This window comes from Chryseobacterium sp. HR92, from assembly GCF_045689405.1.
Lineage (GTDB): Bacteria > Bacteroidota > Bacteroidia > Flavobacteriales > Weeksellaceae > Chryseobacterium > Chryseobacterium viscerum_A.
This window is the reverse complement of sequence record NZ_CP139139.1, coordinates 2,802,346-2,820,183: the sequence shown is the minus strand read 5'-3', so window position 1 is coordinate 2,820,183 and position 17,838 is coordinate 2,802,346. Positions and strand designations below refer to the sequence as shown.

12 protein-coding genes are annotated in these 17,838 nt (G+C 37.4%); 6 read left to right on the top strand and 6 right to left on the bottom strand.

The genetic code is table 11. The annotated features are described in order from the left end of the window. Positions 1-130: 130 nt before the first annotated feature. From SFA27_RS12765 to SFA27_RS12750, 4 genes are all read right to left on the bottom strand, one after another. On the bottom strand, positions 131-2,089 hold the full coding sequence (locus SFA27_RS12765; protein ID WP_407292481.1) for a T9SS C-terminal target domain-containing protein: 1,959 nt from the start codon (positions 2,087-2,089) through the stop codon (positions 131-133). Positions 2,090-2,249: 160 nt separating this feature from the next. After that, positions 2,250-3,428 (bottom strand): acyl-CoA dehydrogenase family protein, encoded by a 1,179-nt coding sequence (locus tag SFA27_RS12760; protein ID WP_047375331.1) that lies wholly within the window; start codon positions 3,426-3,428, stop codon positions 2,250-2,252. A 128-nt stretch (positions 3,429-3,556) separates the two neighbouring features. Then, on the bottom strand, positions 3,557-4,345 hold the full coding sequence (locus SFA27_RS12755; RefSeq protein WP_264518120.1) for an NrtR DNA-binding winged helix domain-containing protein: 789 nt from the start codon (positions 4,343-4,345) through the stop codon (positions 3,557-3,559). Positions 4,346-4,361: 16 nt separating this feature from the next. Further along, entirely contained in the window at positions 4,362-5,546 is a 1,185-nt protein-coding gene (locus tag SFA27_RS12750) for a sugar MFS transporter (RefSeq protein WP_264518119.1), read from the bottom strand. 176 nt (positions 5,547-5,722) lie between these two features. Between SFA27_RS12750 and SFA27_RS12745 the strand changes: the two genes are divergently transcribed. From SFA27_RS12745 to SFA27_RS12720, 6 genes are all read left to right on the top strand, one after another. Beyond that, positions 5,723-8,644: a SusC/RagA family TonB-linked outer membrane protein gene (locus SFA27_RS12745; RefSeq protein WP_407292478.1), complete on the top strand. Its 2,922-nt coding sequence runs from the start codon at positions 5,723-5,725 to the stop codon at positions 8,642-8,644. Positions 8,645-8,655: 11 nt separating this feature from the next. After that, positions 8,656-10,215, top strand: coding sequence for a RagB/SusD family nutrient uptake outer membrane protein (locus SFA27_RS12740; protein ID WP_047375820.1), 1,560 nt, complete (start codon positions 8,656-8,658; stop codon positions 10,213-10,215). Positions 10,216-10,218: 3 nt separating this feature from the next. After that, positions 10,219-11,643 (top strand): glycoside hydrolase family 30 protein, encoded by a 1,425-nt coding sequence (locus tag SFA27_RS12735; RefSeq protein ID WP_407292475.1) that lies wholly within the window; start codon positions 10,219-10,221, stop codon positions 11,641-11,643. A 9-nt stretch (positions 11,644-11,652) separates the two neighbouring features. After that, a complete protein-coding gene (bglX, locus tag SFA27_RS12730) occupies positions 11,653-13,875 on the top strand; it encodes a beta-glucosidase BglX (RefSeq protein WP_407292472.1) in 2,223 nt (740 codons plus the stop codon). Between the two features lie 85 nt (positions 13,876-13,960). Next, positions 13,961-14,770 carry a family 16 glycosylhydrolase gene (locus SFA27_RS12725; protein WP_407292470.1) on the top strand — a complete coding sequence of 270 codons (810 nt, stop codon included), beginning with the start codon at positions 13,961-13,963 and terminating at the stop codon, positions 14,768-14,770. Between the two features lie 40 nt (positions 14,771-14,810). Continuing rightward, positions 14,811-16,250, top strand: a complete 1,440-nt coding sequence (locus SFA27_RS12720) for a glycoside hydrolase family 30 beta sandwich domain-containing protein (RefSeq protein WP_264518114.1) — start codon at positions 14,811-14,813, stop codon at positions 16,248-16,250. A gap of 236 nt (positions 16,251-16,486) precedes the next feature. On the opposite strand, the gene SFA27_RS12715 is transcribed toward SFA27_RS12720, so the two are convergent. Beyond that, positions 16,487-17,296: an enoyl-ACP reductase gene (locus SFA27_RS12715; protein WP_047375319.1), complete on the bottom strand. Its 810-nt coding sequence runs from the start codon at positions 17,294-17,296 to the stop codon at positions 16,487-16,489. Between the two features lie 120 nt (positions 17,297-17,416). After that, on the bottom strand, positions 17,417-17,716 hold the full coding sequence (locus tag SFA27_RS12710) for a hypothetical protein (RefSeq protein ID WP_047375318.1): 300 nt from the start codon (positions 17,714-17,716) through the stop codon (positions 17,417-17,419). Between the last annotated feature and the right edge of the window lie 122 nt (positions 17,717-17,838).

Genomic DNA, 17,838 nt, shown 5'->3' with positions numbered 1-17,838 from the left:
TATCTTAATTAAATAATGCAAGTAAGGTTATTTATGATTTTGTATATCAGTTGTTTGTTGATATAAAAAAGCACTTCATTGCTGAAGTGCCAAAAATTAACTTGAAATGAGATATGAAGAGTGATTGATTTTACAGTTTTACTTTTTTATTAATAATTTTTCCATTAGAAAGCATGATTTGTACCAGATACACGCTAGATTCTAGGTTTCTGGATTCAAATAAAGGTTTATTGACTTCCTGCTGAACGATCAGAGTACCAGAAATACTGTAAATTCTGATGTTTTTAATGTCATTGGCGGATTTTGCAATGATCTGCTGTTTCTGAGCATAAATATCAGTACTGCTTTCTGATGATGGAGTATTGCCAACAGCTTTATTGAACTGAAGATTGTAATATGGCGTAACTACTTCAAACGTATAGTTTTTATTTTCCAGATCCTGAAGGTTGATTCCTCCGGCTTCACGGTACTGTTTTTGAGAAATGCTTTTTACTAACGTTTTATTTTCATCAAAAATATTCACAGCAGTAAGTTCTTCCTGATCAACTTTTAATTGTAAAAGCGATGCATTTGCTGATTGTACAATCTCGTTTTCTGCAACTTCTTTAGGGGTGTTTTTGATGTATGGAATTATTTTATTTTCATTGTTTTCCGATATTTTCAATAGATAAACTCCGTCTTTTAAAGTTGATAAGCTGCGGTCATTAGCTGTTCTGCTTTGAGCTTTTTCTTTGTTAAAATCCGTAATTTCAACCAATTGCAAGCTGCCCAAATCCGGTTTGATCTGTGAAGATAGCAGGGAAGGCTTTTCATTCGTTTTCTCAGCTGACTGCTTACCGAAGATAGACCCTGCAATAGCCCATTCATTAAGAAGCCCGCCACTTCGTAAAGTATTGAATTTGGCATTGGAAGCTAGAGTAAAGGGAAGAATTCCTCCTACGTGCCCAAGCGGTCCCCAGTAGAAAGAATCCAGCTTGTATTTATTCAGATCCCACCAAGGATAATATCCGCGCTGAACATCTATGGTTTTGGAAGTGTTTTCAGGTGGAATAGCTAAATCGACAGTAGAATGCCCCAATGTCATAGGTGTTTTGTTGTACCAATCGTACACATCTTTAGGTTTCATGCACTGTCTCAGCTTGTTATTGGGATTATTGGTGACATCATTTACGAAGCTGGTTGTAAAGAGTTTTCTCCATATTACAGGGCCCCATAAAAGTCCGCCATTATCCTGTACAACATGATAGTTGTATTTATCAAGGTATTCTGCAGAAATAACTTCTGAAATATTGCTATTGTATGTTTTATATCCCGTATTGTTGCAGGTGTGAAGAACATTGGCAAGGAATGAGGTAAACGGGTAAATATCTTTTTCCAGAACTCCTTTATTTAAAGTCACACCGGAGAAATCATACGGTCCGTCTCCCATATAAGCATATTTAAATTTGATATTATTGGGATTTGAAATGCTTAATCTTTTTAAAGTAGACATCGCAGCATGGGCCCCCTGGGAATATCCGGCTAAAAAGTACTCATCATAGCGTTTGACACCCAATTGAGCCAGTACTTTATTAGCAGCGGTAATGAAATCAATGGTAGCGCCTGCTTCTGTGGCATAATCTACATAAGGGTGTACTCCGTCTCCGGTTCCCATCCCTACATAATCAGGAGCCATTAAAATATAGCCATTGAGGACGTAAGACAATTCAACAACAAAACCTGCTGTTAATGCCCCTTTGAAATTAGACGGAACATTATTTCTGCTGTCTGTTGTGCCATGATTGGATACAACTGTTGATAATTTGAATCCTACATTGGGATACATTAGCAGTCCGGTAGCTTTTGCAAGAACATTGTTTTCGTTTTTGGTGTAATAAGTAATCTTGTAGCCCTTTAAGCCCACATTAAAACTGTTCAGATAGCTGGCAAATTCCGGAGCATCCTGATCACCAAGATTATTGGAGATAAAATTGATGACTCCCTGTGGTGTTAAATCCAGTTTCTGTTCTGCACTTACAACATCTCCAGCCTGCTGTGCAAAGTAGAATGGAGCGGTAAGACCTAGTAAAAAAGTTGTGATTTTTCTCATATTGATACATTTTCTATGGTATTAAGGTAATAACTTTAATAAATCTTTGAAAATATTGCAACATCAACAATTATTCATTGAATATCAATTCTCTGCAAAGTGAGTAAAACAAAAGAGTCTGACCATTGGCCAGACTCTTTCTTTATATGTTTGTCTTTCTTTAGAAAGCGTTAATTCCTGTAATATCTAAACCAGTGATTAACAAATGAACGTCATGTGTTCCTTCATAAGTAATCACAGACTCCAGGTTAGCAGCGTGTCTCATCATTGGGAATTCACCCATGATTCCCATTCCACCAAGGATCTGTCTTGATTCTCTGGCAATTTCAATAGCCATATTGACGTTGTTACGTTTAGCCATAGAAATCTGAGCCGGAGTTGCTTTGTGGGCATTTTTAAGATTTCCTAACTGAAGACATAGTAACTGAGCCTTTGTAATCTCTGTTAAGAATTCAGCCAGTTTTTTCTGTTGAAGCTGGTAAGAACCGATTGGTTTTCCAAACTGCTTTCTTTCTTTAGCGTATTGAACAGCAGTACAGTGGCAGTCAATGGCAGCACCGATTACTCCCCATGAAATTCCGTATCTGGCAGAGTTCAGACAAGATAAAGGTCCTTTCAGTCCTGTTACTCCAGGAAGAAGGTTTTCTTTCGGAACTTTTACGTCATTGAATACCAATTCTCCGGTTTTTGAAGCTCTTAAGCTCCATTTATTGTGAGTTTCAGGAGTGGTGAAACCTTCCATTCCTCTTTCAACAATCAGTCCCTGTACTTTTCCTTCTTCATTTTTTGCCCATACCACAGCGATATCGCATAGAGGAGAGTTAGTGATCCACATTTTAGCCCCATTCAAAAGATAATGATCTCCCATATCTTTAAAATACGTTTCCATAGAACCTGGGTCAGAACCGTGATTAGGCTCTGTCAATCCAAAAGATCCGATCATTTCTCCCGCAGCAAGCTTAGGAAGATATTTCATTTTCTGTTCCTCAGAACCGAATTCATTGATAGGAAACATCACCAAAGAGCTCTGAACCGAAGCAGCAGAACGTACTGCAGAATCTCCTCTTTCCAACTCCTGCATAATAAGACCATAAGAAATCTGGTCTAATCCTGAACCGCCATACTCAACCGGGATATAAGGTCCCAGTGCTCCGATTTTCCCCAATTCTCTCATAAGATTAGGTATATCTGTATGATTTTGAGCGGCATGATCAATCTGCGGCATTACAAAACTTTCAACCCAGTCTCTTACAGATTGGCGGATGAGTTTGTGTTCTTCAGTAAGTAAAGCATCAATTCCATAATAATCAGGGATGCTTGTAAGAGGATAATATGACATGATTTTTTGATTTGGTTAAAAGTAACATTTTTCGTGGTGTCTTGAAAATTTTTTTGAAAACTTATATTTCAGTTGGTTTTCAGACAGATAATGCTCTTTTTATTTGTTTATAAGATAAATTCTGTGTTTTAAGTCTCCTCATCATTGGATATAGGATACTGATTGGTAGAATTGTGGACCTTGCTTTTAAATTTATACAGATAGGGCGCTTTATTGGCTGAGCCATCATACAATTTTTCCAGTCTGTCAAGAATATTTAAACTTAAAATTTTACGCTGGAAATTATTTCTTCTGAATTTCTGTCCTAAAATAGTTTCATAAAGAGACTGAAGATCTTTCATCGTAAACTTTTCGGGAAGCAGATTGCTGGCCGCTACCTCTGTATTGATGTTCATCCGCAGGTATTCTAATCCTGTTTCTATGATTCGGTCATGATCAAATGCCATCTTAGGCAGATTGCTTACCTCAAACCACTCACAGCTTTCATTGAAGGCATCAGGGAAAGTATTGGCCATTGAAAAGTCAATAAGGCTGCAATAACCCACCGTGATGAATCTTTGAAAGATCCAGTGATCTTCAGGTACCTCAATTCCTTTGTTGTTGAGAAGGATCTGATGAACATTATTCTCTGTACGGTCTATTCTTCCGAACGTATGAAACTGTTTCAGAAATATATCTTTAAGATGTGTTCTTTCAAATAAAACCCTTGCTGCGGCTTCCCTTAAATCTTCATCATTGAAAACGAAACCACCTGGAAGTGACCATAAGTCAAGATCGTGATACTTTAAAAGCAGGACTTTCAAAATATTATTATGAAAGCCGAATATAGTACAGTCAACAGATATATGGGCAACAAAATCTTTGGTATCGATAAGTTCCCGAAGTGTTTCTTTACTTTTTGTGTCTTTGATTTTCATGGCTGTAAAAATAAAACTATTTTCTTTTTGAAACGTTAAAAAATACCAAACTAGTCACAAAAAGAAGAATTACGAAAGATAAGATATATATTGGATAAAAATTTAATAATTGTTTTTCGAACAGAACTGCCATGATAATCGAGCTTACAGAGCTGCCCAGTGAGGAAAAAATAACAATAAGAGAGGTGAATAAGTTTACTTTTTCCTTGTCCATCTGTGCAATCATTTTTGAATTAATGACAGGGTAGAGTGGTGACAAAAATAAACCGATCACCGGAAATAAAAAGAGAATTATCTTTGAATCTGCTGAATCAAAATACTGCACACCTACAATAATTGCCAATAAAGAAATGATAAAAGCCATACATGAAAGATAGTAGCCCGGCAATGAAAATCTTCGGATAATATTGGCTGTTACTGTTCTTCCCACATAAGAAAATACCGCCAGAAAAGATGTTGCCTGAAGGGCAAAAAATGAATTGACTTTCAGATGATTCTTATAAAAAGAGGGAAGCCATGAGTTGAATCCCTGCTCTACAAAAACGATAAAAAATATAACCCCAAGGAATAATGTTATAGAAGGAGTTACAAACCCTGAAAGTTCAGAGAATACACTTGTGTTTTCCAAAGGTTTGGCCTCAGAAATTGTAATTTTTGATAATAGGAATATTGTTAATGCAGATAAGAAAGCAATTAATAAAAAACAAAATTTCCAATATTCAGAATATTCACTGGATACCACCCATCCAAAACAGGTATTGACTACAAAGATTCCGATCATAAATGAAGCTTCTACACTGTTCATCGTCTTTGCCAGCGATTTTTCATCCGAAATATTATTCCTGATAATTCCAAAAACACAAATTTTACCAATGGCAAAACAGGCTCCAATGATGGCAAACCATAATTTGAAAAACCAGAAAACTTCTATAAATGGCAGCAGACAAGAACAAAAGCCAACAATTATCAAAGCCGAAATCAGTGCTTTTTTTGTTCCCGTTTTGTTAATGAAACTTACTGCAAAAAGAGAAATAAAAGCGATGGGTAAGTCTTTAAATGATTCTAAAAAACCCAATTCTCCATAGGTGATTTTCTCTTCAGACAGCTGCAGAATGATCAATCCCATACAGTTCAAAACCATTGAAAAAATAAGAAAGGTGAGTTTTAACGGAAGAGAAATTTTAGAAAGCTTGATGATCATTTTGGGAGACTTCTTTATTGTTTTTTTGTGAAAATTTATGAAATATTGATGCGAAGATAGGGCTTCTAACCCTGAAAAATAAAAGAAAAATTAAAATATTTATGAATAGAATGTTAATTAATTGAAAAAAAATATATTTTTATTGTCTCAATTTGAGAATTAAACAATAACTGTATATGAATGTAAGAATATCACGAAGCGTAGGAGTGGTTGCCGTCCTCTATTTTACGGCCAACTTCAGTGCCCAGACCACCAAGGCGAAGGACACAATTGCTAAAGAAAACAAAATAGACGAAGTTGTAGTGATTGGCTACGGTACTCAGAAAAAGAGTAATGTGACAGGTGCTATAGCAAGTATTAAAGCCAGCGATATTGAGAATATTCCATCCGGTAAGCCAGAACAGGTATTACAAGGAAGGGCTGCCGGAGTTTCTGTAGTGACGAACTCAGGACAACCTGGAGCTGCTGCTACTGTACGTGTAAGGGGTATTACCAGTTTTGGTGCAGGAAGTAACAGTCCTCTATGGGTAGTAGACGGTATTGTAGTAGACAATATCGGATGGCTTAACCAGTCGGATATAGAAAGTATTGAAGTATTAAAAGATGGTGCTTCATCCGCAATCTACGGTGTTTCTGCTGCAAAAGGAGTAATCCTGGTTACTACTAAAAAAGGAAAAAAAGGAAAACTGACCCTTTCGTATAATGGGTTTTATGGTTTTTCAAATGCTTCAAAAAAGCTGGATCTTCTGGATGCTACACAATATGCTAAAATTATCAATGAAGGTTTTGTAAATGATGGAGGAACTCCTAGATTTACTAATCCGGAATCATTTGGAAAAGGAACCGACTGGCAGGATGCTATTTTCGGGACAGGTGAAAAATCTTCTCACGAAGTAAGCATTACAGGAGGTAATGAAAAATCAACATACTATACATCATTTGGATATTTTGACCAGACGGGTATTGTAATGAGTGATATTTCCAATTACAAAAGAATTAATGCCAGATTTAACTCAACCCATAAAGTTACTGATTACCTTACGATAGGTCAAACCTTTGCTTATACACACGTAAAATCTCAGGGAGTAAGTGCCAATGAGGAATTTGGAGGTCCATTGGCTTCAGCAGTTAACCTGGATCCTATCACTCCGGTAGTGGTAACAGATTGGTCAATGGTAGATCCAAGTGGCTATACCAATCCTTACATCATCCGCGATTCTGAAGGACGTCCTTATGGAATTTCAAGATATGTAAACAATGAAATGACCAACCCTCAGGCTTTTCGCTACCTACAACAAGGGAATTATAACTGGTCTGATGATTTTGTAGGGAATGTTTTTGCTGAACTTAAGTTTCTGGATCACTTCACCTTCAAAACAAGTTTAAATGGTAAGAAATCCTATTGGGGAAGCCGTACTTTCACTCCGAAATACTATTTAAGCCCCAATTTTAACAATACCAGCTTCAACAGCCTGAATAAGGTAGATGAAAATAAGTTTGAGTGGAGCATGGAAAACACATTAACCTATCAGAATAAGTTTGGTGATCACAATATCAACATTATGGTAGGGCAGGGAGTATACCGATACAATATCGCTGGCGGAGCTAGTCTGACATACAGTAATCTGCCTATTGATAACTGGCAGGATGCTTCTTTCAATTTTAATATTCCTCAGGATAATATTACTGCAACAGGATGGGATGGGATTCAAACCCGTAAAGCATCTTATTTTGGTAGAATTATTTATGATTATGCAGACAAATATTTATTTACAGGAACAATTCGTAGAGATGGTTCTTCAAAATTTGCAACGAATCAGCACTGGGGAACTTTCCCGTCAATGTCCTTAGGATGGAATGTTCATAAAGAAAACTTCTGGCCAGAGAATAAAGTGGTAAATAACCTGAAGTTGAGAGGAGGTTATGGAGTATTAGGAAATGATGAAATGGATAACTTCAGATTTGCAAGTTTCATGGTTTCTGGAAGTAATTATACCAACTCCAGTAATAATATTATCATTGGTTATGCACCAAGTACAATGGAAAATCCCAACCTGAAATGGGAGCAGACAAGTCAGCTGAACATTGCTGCAGACTTAAAATTATTCAACAACTTTACCCTGACCGCAGACTGGTACAAGAAGAAAACAACCGATATCCTTAGACAAATCAATATTCCTGGTTATGTAGGGGTTCCTAACCTACCTTGGTCAAACGTTGGAGATATGGAAAACACAGGTGTTGAACTTGAATTAGGTTATAAAAAGAACTGGGAAGATTTCACCATCTCGGTGAATGGTAACTTTGCTACCATAAAAAACAAAGTTCTTAGATTAGAGGATGATATTGAATACTTCAACCTGGCTTCTTTCCAGACCATGGGAGCTGTATCCAGAGTAGCAGTAGGGCAGCCTTACGGATCATTTTACGGGCAGACTTATAGCGGGGTTTTCCAGAATCAGGCACAAATTGATAATTACGTAAATGCCAATGGAGTAAAATTACTACCTGATGCAAAACCTGGAGACTTTATCTGGCAGGATAATAACGGAGATGGGAAAATTGATGATAATGATAAAGTAAACTTAGGAAGCTCTATTCCAAAATATACTTTTGGACTTACCGTGAACATGAGCTATAAGAATTTTGACCTGATGATGTTTGCACAAGGGCAGGCTGGTAACAAGATTTTCCAGGGGTTGAGAAGATTAGATATTCCTGATGCGAATTACCAGACAAGAATCTTAGACCGATGGACAGGTGAAGGATCTACCAATGATAATCCGAGAATTACCCGTAATGACCCTAATCATAACTATTCATGGATGTCTAATTATTATCTTCAGAAAGGAGATTATGTACGTTTGAAAATTGTTCAGTTAGGCTATACCATTCCTCAGGATGTTACTAAACGCTTTGGAATGAGTAAAGTAAGGCTATATATCACAGGAGAAAACCTGCTTACTTTCACAAAATATACCGGATATGATCCGGAAATTGCAGGAAGGAATAATTCTGAGCAGGATATTATCGGGGTAGACAGAGCGTATTATCCTCAAGCCAGAACATTCCTGATAGGAGCTAATATTCAATTTTAATGACCAACAAAATGAAAAATAAGAATTTTATATATAAAGGACTTGCCGTTGCGTTTCTGACAGGTCTTAGTTTTACCAATATAGGTTGTAGTGATTCCTATCTGGATGATGTACAGAATTCAGGATCTTTTAATACTGATCTGTATTTTCAGAATGAGCAGCAGTCTTTTAGTGCACTGATTTCCGTATATGATGTTTTAAGAAAATATTCCAGCGGATTCGAGAACACAGTTACCTTCTTTAATGCAGGATCTGATGACTTTTATTCCGGTGGTGGAAGCTCAAATGATGGTGCGGGTATCCAGGGATTGAACAATTATATGATTAACCCGAATACAATGCCTGCCAGCTACTGGAAAGATTATTACCAGGGAATTGCACGTGCGAACCTCCTAATAGAAAGAGTTCCGGGAGCAAATATGAATGAAGATCTTAAAAAGAGATATATTGCAGAAGCCAAAGTTCTCCGTTCTCTATATTATTTTGAATTATTAAGAATGTTTGGAAATATTCCTTTAATTCTTAAAACCATAAAGTTTGATGACGATTACTGGAATATTCCACAGGCTAAGCCTAGTGATGTTTATACGCAGATAGAAAGTGATATACTTGCTGCTATTCCGGACCTGATGATGACACCTAGTATCAGTGATAAGGGGCGGATCACTCAGGGAACGGCCAGAGCTATATTGGGTAAAATTTATCTTTATGATAAAAAAATGCCTCAAGCAGCGGCTCAGTTTGCCGAAGTAAATGGCACACCGGGAGGAACCAGCCAGTATGGATACAAGCTTGTGGCAGATTATGCAGATTTATTTAAAGTTGCTCTGGAAACTGATCAGGATCCGAATAAATACAAATTCTTATCAGAATCTATTCTTGAAATAATGCATACCAACAAAGGAAGTTCCGACTGGGGGTTCTGGGGACAGGGAAAAGATGAAGGAAACTCCATCAATGTAATGGTTGGCCCTCGTTCTTACTCACTGAAAAATGTCCCGGGTAATAATGCACCAGATATCTATTCAGGCTGGGCATTTAATACTGTAACAGAGAATTTTGTAAGTTTTATGCAGGGAGATCCAAGACTGGATGTAACGGTTTTCAATGCAAAAAAACTGGTGACAGAAGGTAAAGTCACTTATGCTCCTGCTTTTGCAGATACAGGATATTTCCTTAATAAATATTTACCTACGAATGCTTTAAAAAGCTCACTTCCAGGTCCGGCTGAACTGAATTTCAGACAGAATTATATTGCTATAAGATTAGCAGATACTTATCTGATGGAAGCAGAAGCTTTAGGTGGTGCAGGGGCAAGAGCCCAGGCTTTATTAGATGCCGTAAGAACAAGAGTAGGCTTACCATCGGTTCCGGTTTCTTTACAGGCTATTAAAGATGAAAGAAGAAGAGAGCTCGCAGGAGAAGGACACAGATGGTTTGATCTTGTCAGATGGGGAGATGCTCCTTCTAAGCTTGCCTTCAAAGGGTTTAAAGCCAATAAAAATGAAATTCTTCCAATTCCTTTCAATGAATTGCCGAATACAGCTTTAAAACAAAATCCTGGTTACTAACACATGAAGTTTCACAACTTATATAGTTTCTTTAGAGGTGCCGCACTACTTAGTGGTGTGGCCCTTTTTTCTTTGTCGTGTACTTCAGTAGCATCCAATAAGGGAAATGAAGTGCAGTACTGGCTTACAAAAGGTGATGAAAGTGTAAAATTACAGCAGCAGACTTCGGTTAAATTTGTAAATAACACCAATAGCTTCCAGAATATTGAAATTGATGATTCTCAAAAGTTTCAATATGTTGATGGTTTTGGATATACACTAACAGGAGGAAGTGTTGAGGTAATCAACAGATTGTCGCCTTCCAAAAGAAAAGCGCTGCTTAACGAACTCTTTGGAAAGGATAAAAATTCAATCTCCATCAGCTATTTAAGACTTAGTATTGGTGCTTCCGATCTTGATGGCGAAGTATTTTCATACGATGATCTGCCTGAAGGACAGACTGATCCCTCTCTTTCAAATTTCAGCCTGGCAAAAGATAAAGTGTTAATTGCTATGCTGAAAGAAATTCTGACGATCAATCCTTCTATTAAAATCATTGCTGCACCGTGGTCAGCTCCGGTATGGATGAAAGACAATGGGAAGTCAAAAGGAGGAAGTCTGAAACCCGAATTTTATGGAACATATGCCCAATATTTTGTAAAATATATCCAGGGAATGAAAAAGGAGGGTATTACCATTGATGCAGTAACCCCTCAGAATGAACCTCTACATCCGGGAAATAACCCGAGTTTGTATATGCCGTCTAAGCAACAGGGAGATTTCATTAAGAACCATCTTGGTCCGGTTTTTAAAACCAATGGAGTCACCACCAAAATTGTTGTCTACGATCACAATTGCAACAAACCTGAATATGCTATTGATATTTTAAAAGATTCTGAAGCTAATCAGTATATAGACGGATCTGCTTTTCATCTGTATGAAGGAGATATTTCTGCATTAAGTACAGTACATAATGCTTTTCCGGATAAAAACATATACTTTACCGAGCAGTGGACCGGTTCAAAAGGAACTTTTACCGAAGATCTGAACTGGCACACCAAAAATGTAATCATAGGTTCTATGAGAAACTGGAGCAAAATTGCTTTAGAATGGAATCTTGCCAACGATCCAAAATTTGCCCCACATACAGAAGGCGGGTGTACAGAATGTAAAGGAGCCATTACAGTTTCCGACAGCGAAAACTTCACAAGAAATGTTTCCTACTATATTATTGCCCATGCTTCGAAATTTGTTCCGGCAGGATCTCAGCGTATTGCGTCCACACAGACGGATAAGCTTTCAACTGCGGCTTTTAAGACTCAATTTGGGAAAATAGTTTTAATTGTGCAGAACGATAGCCCTTCAGATGAGAATTTTAATATTAAATTTGCCGGGAAAACCGCTGCTGTAACAATTTCAGGACGTTCTACAGCAACCTATATTTTTTAATTTGATACTATGAAAAGAGTTTATTTCTTACTGGCATTTTCCGCATTGGGATTGAATGCTTACGGACAAAAGACAATTGATCAGAAAGTAGCAGAATTGCTGTCTAAAATGACCCTTGAAGAAAAAGTAGGGCAGATGGTCCAGTACAGTGGGTTTGAATACGCTACAGGGCCGCAGAAATCTAATTCAGCAGCCGTTTTAGAAGAAATTAAAAAAGGTAAAGTAGGTTCTATGCTGAATGTGGCAGGCTCTGAAGAAACCAGAGCTTTTCAAAAACTGGCGATGCAGTCAAGGCTGAAAATTCCTTTATTGTTCGGGCAGGACGTTATCCATGGATATCGTACCACATTTCCGGTGAACCTGGGACAGGCGGCAAGCTGGGATCTGGGAATGATAGAAAAATCGGAAAGAATTGCTGCAACAGAAGCTGCTGCTTATGGTATTCACTGGACTTTTGCTCCAATGGTGGATATTGCCAGAGATCCCAGATGGGGAAGAGTAATGGAAGGTTCCGGGGAAGATACCTACCTTGGAACAAAAATAGGATTAGCAAGAATCAAAGGATTTCAGGGCAGAGGTTTAGGAAGTCTTGATGCGGTAATGGCCTGTGCAAAGCATTTCGCAGCATATGGTGCGGCTGTAGGAGGAAGAGATTATAATTCCGTAGATATGAGTCTCAGACAGTTGAATGAAACTTACCTTCCACCATTCAAAGCCGCAGCAGAAGCAGGAGTAGCTACTTTTATGAACTCTTTCAATGATATCAACGGAATTCCGGCCACGGCCAACAAATATATTCAGAGAGATCTGCTAAAAGGAAAATGGAACTATAAAGGTTTTGTGGTTTCAGATTGGGGAAGTATTGGAGAAATGGTTCCTCACGGTTATGCCAAAGATGCTAACGAAGCCGCAGAAAGAGCAATACAAGGAGGAAGTGATATGGATATGGAAAGCCGTGTCTATATGGCAGAACTTCCAAAGCTGGTGAAAGAAGGGAAAGTAGATCCAAAACTGGTAGATGATGCAACGGGAAGAATTTTAACCAAAAAATTTGAAATGGGCCTTTTCGATGATCCTTACCGATTCAGTAATGAAAAGAGGCAGAAAGAACAGACCGATAATCAGGAGAACAGAAAATTCGGAAGAGAATTCGGATCAAAAAGTATTGTTCTTCTTAAAAATCAGGGAAATATTCTTCCCCTCTCAAAAACGGTAAAAACAGTTGCCCTGATCGGACCTTTCGGTAAAGAAACAGTGGCAAATCACGGATTCTGGTCTATTGCATTCAAAGACGATAATCAAAGAATCGTTTCACAATTTGAGGGAATTAAAAATCAACTGGATAAAAACTCTACTTTATTATATGCTAAAGGCTGTAACGTTGATGATCAGGATAAAAGCCAGTTTGCGGAAGCCGTTGAAACGGCAAAAAAAGCTGATGTTGTTATTATGACATTGGGAGAAGGTCACGCGATGAGCGGAGAAGCAAAAAGCAGAAGTAATATTGGGTTTACAGGCGTTCAGGAAGATTTGTTGAAAGAAATTGCCAAAACAGGTAAGCCAATTATTCTGATGATCAATGCCGGAAGACCTCTGATTTTCAACTGGGCATCAGACAATATTCCTGCAATCATGTACACATGGTGGTTGGGAACTGAAGCAGGAAACTCTATTGCAGATGTTCTTTTCGGTACTGTGAATCCAGGTGGGAAACTTCCAATGAGCTTTCCGAGAACAGAAGGCCAGATTCCCGTGTATTACAATCATTATAATACAGGAAGACCGGCAAAAAATAATACAGACAGAAACTATGTTTCCGCATATATAGACCTTGATAATGATCCGAAATATCCGTTTGGATATGGCTTAAGCTATACAGATTTCAAATATTCTGATATGGTTTTAAGCTCTGCAAGCCTTACAGGAAATCAGACCCTGAATATTAGTGTTACCATTTCCAACACAGGAAAATATGATGGTGAAGAGGTTGTTCAGCTTTATATCAGAGATCTTTTCGGGAAAGTAGTAAGACCGGTAAAAGAGTTGAAAGGATTCCAGAAAGTATTCATCAAAAAAGGAGAAAGTAAAAAGATAGATTTTAAGCTTACCCCGGAAGATCTGAAATTCTTTGATGATAATCTGAATTTTGACTGGGAAGGTGGAGAATTCGATATTATGATTGGAACCAATTCTCAACATGTGCAGACCAAAAGAATTAACTGGACGAAATAAAATTCAATTCAATAGGAACGGGTTTTAACCCGCTCATTAAAACGTCAGAAAAATGGCTTTAGCCAAAACTTAAAACCTAATACACATGAATTTCAAAGCTAAAAATATCATCAAAATATGTGCAGCAGGAGCTTTCTTCTTTTCTGTTTTGAATTGTGTTTCCCATAAACCTGATTCTCACAGAACCATGATCTGGAATGATGAATTTAATGGTAAAGGTCTTCCGGATTCATTAAAATGGAATTATGATACCGGAGGAAGCGGTTTTGGAAATGAAGAAGCTCAGTTTTATACCAAAAACAGGCTTGAAAATGCCAGAATGGAAAAAGGAAATCTGATTATTGAGGCTAAAAAAGAAAACTGGGAAAACAAAAAATATACTTCCGCAAGACTTTTAACCAAAGGAAAATTTGCTTTTCAATATGGAACCATAGAAGTAAGAGCAAAGCTTCCCAAAGGTCGAGGAACCTGGCCGGCAATCTGGATGATGAGTGAGAATATGAAAAAATGGCCGGATGACGGTGAATTGGATATTATGGAGCATGTTGGTTATAACCAGGGATTTATCCATGCTTCTGTCCATACTAAAAAATATAATCATATCCAGGGAACACAGAAAACAGATACTTTGTTTGTAAAGGATGCCAGCGAAAAATTCCATGTCTATAAAGCAGACTGGACCCCGGAAAAGATTGACGTTTACATAGATGACCAGAAATTTTTCACCTATGAAAATAAAGAGAAAAATAATGAGGCATGGCCTTTTGACAGACCTTATTTTATCATTCTAAATCTTGCTGTAGGAGGATTTTGGGGTGGAAAAGAAGGGATTGATGATACTATTTTTCCACAGAAGTATTACATAGACTACGTGAGAGTCTATCAAAATAAATAATGAAAATGAGGACAAGAGGTCCAAAAACAGAAAAAAAATCATGAGAAAACTAATTGTAAGTTGTTTTGTTGTAGGCGTTGTCATCAATGTCAGTGCGCAGAATTATTGGAAAAAGAATGCAGGAAAAACAGCTAAGGTGATCCTTACTAACTCGAAAGCGGATGAGAAGATGGTGGATAAAGGAGCCGTTAAATTTGAACAATTTGGACAACCCAAAGAAACAGAAGCCTGTATTTTTGTGGCTCCCCATTTTAAATATCAGAAACTTATAGGAATTGGCGGGGCTATCACAGATGCATCTGCAGAGACTTTTTATAAAATGCCAAAAAATAAACAGAAGGAAATCCTGGATGCTTACTTTGGCAAAAATGGGTTGGGCTATACGGTAGTACGTACCAATATGAATTCCTGTGACTTCTCCAGTGATTCTTACACTTATGTAGAAGATAATGACACTTCTCTGAAAACGTTCAACGTTGCTCATGATGAGAAGTATAAAATTCCGATGATCAAAGAAGCCCAGAAAGCGATCGGAAATAATTTCACATTTTATTTCTCCCCATGGAGTCCGCCAGCCTGGATGAAGTCAAATAAAAGCTTGTATAAAGGCGGAAGATTGGAAAATCAATACTACCAGACGTGGGCAGATTATTATATCAAATTCATCAAAGAATACGAAAAGAGAGGAATTAATATCTGGGGGCTGACTGTTCAAAACGAACCCATGGCTACCCAAAGCTGGGAATCATGCATCTATACTGCCGAAGAAGAAGGAGAATTCCTGAAAAAGAACCTTGGACCAACGCTTTGGAAGAATGGATATAAAGATAAAAAAGTAATGATCTGGGATCACAACAGAGACCTTATTTACCAAAGAGCAACCACCACTTTAAGTGATCCCGAAACATCAAAATATGCTAGCGGAATCGGATACCACTGGTATGAAACATGGAATAATAAAACGCAGCTTTTTGATAATTTAGCAGAAACTCACAGAGCTTTTCCGGATAAATTTCTGGCATTCACTGAAGGGTGTAAAGAACAGTTCAGTATGGATAAGATCTATGATGTAAGTCTGGGGGAACTGTACAGCAAAAATATGCTGAATGATTTCAACAAAGGAAATGCTTTATGGACCGACTGGAATATTCTATTGGATGAAACCGGAGGACCTAATCATAAAGGAAATTTCTGTTTTGCCCCGATTATTGCAGATACCAAAACAGGAGAGGTGTTCTATACCTATGAATACTATTATATAGGCCACGTTTCAAAATATATCAAGCCGAATGCTCAGAGAATCGGCAGCTCATCCAACAGAGCCGCGCTTACATCTTCTGCTTTTATGAATGAAAACGGACAATTGGTAACTGTTATTATGAATGATTCAGACAATGATATTGAAACAAACCTATGGATTGAAGGAATGGCTGCCAAACTGAATGCTCCTGCACACTCTATACAGACCGTAATTTTATAATATCATATTAATATTATTTTTGACAGATCCGGCGGCCTCTTCGAGGCCGCCGGGTTTATTTTATACAGCTTATTCATTCAAATTAATTACTGAATTTTTCTATTTGAAAAACTTTTCTATTTGATTCCAAATGAAAATGGATGAGGTGCCGGATAATAGAAAAAAGAAAACCCATGAATCCGTTTCATGGGTTTTCTTTTATGGTAAACGAAACTTTATCAGTTCGTTATTTTTTATTATTCAGTATCATATTTACTGATCACTCTCTGAGTAACCCCTGAGCTGCTGAAACCTCCGTCATGGAATAGGTTCTGCATGGTTACTTTTTTAGTAAGATCAGAGAATAAAGTTACACAGTAGTCAGCACATTCAAGAGCTGTAGCGTTTCCTAGTGGAGACATATCTTCTGCATATCCAAGGAATCCTCCGAAACCTTTCACTCCGCTACCCGCAGTAGTCATTGTAGGAGACTGAGAAACTGTATTTACACGTACTTTTCTTTCTCCCCAATAGTTTCCGAAAGTTCTTGCAATGCTTTCAAGATAAGCTTTGTTATCAGACATATCATTATAATCCGGGAATGTTCTCTGAGCCGCGATATAAGTAAGCGCCAAAATACTTCCCCATTCGTTCATACAATCTTTTTCCCATGCTACACGCATTACTTTATGGAAAGAAACAGCGGAAATATCCCAGCCTTTTTCCAACCAGTCGTAGTTCATTTCTGTATAATGTTTTCCTTTTCTTACGTTGATAGACATTCCGATAGAGTGAAGGATAAAGTCAATTTTTCCAAATTTTGCAACAGCGGCATCAAAAAGTTTTTCAAGATCTTCTATAGAAGTAGCATCAGCACCTATTACTTCAGAACCTGTTTTTTCTGCTAAACCATTTAGTTCTCCCATTCTTAAAGCAATAGGAGCATTGGATAAGATAAATTCAGCACCTTCTTCATGGCATCTTTCAGCAACTTTCCATGCGATAGATTGTTCATTAAGGGCTCCAAAAATAATTCCCTTTTTGCCTTTAAGTAAACCGTATGACATAATTTTTTAATGTTTATTATAATACAAATGTAGCAATAATTGTGGTTATGACATAATAAAAAATGGAGCCTTATCAATTTAAGACTCCATTTTACTGAAAATATTTATATGACTGAAATACTAATTGGTTTTCTTATTCCATTCTGCCTTTACATCCTCTGCCGCATCTTTGGTTTTTTCCCATGCCTCATCTGCTTTATCCTTAATATCCTCCCAGGCATCGGATACATTAGCTTTTACCCTGTCAAGCCAGTCTTCCTGGCTGGCCTCCTGATCATTATTCCGCTTCTCATTGATATAATCTTTGGCCTTGTCTGCCAATTCATTGATTTTCCATTTGGTTTTATCTGCTGCATTCTGTAAAGAGTTTTCTACATTATTTACTGCATTTTCCGCTTTGTTATACTCTGAATTGTTCATAATATTATAAATTTGGTTAGGTATCAGTAATTAAACAATAACCATTCCTAAAACAGGATGCCTCTGTTAAACTTTTCATAATCTTTTGTTATATTTTTCCAAATCAGTAGTATATTTAGTTG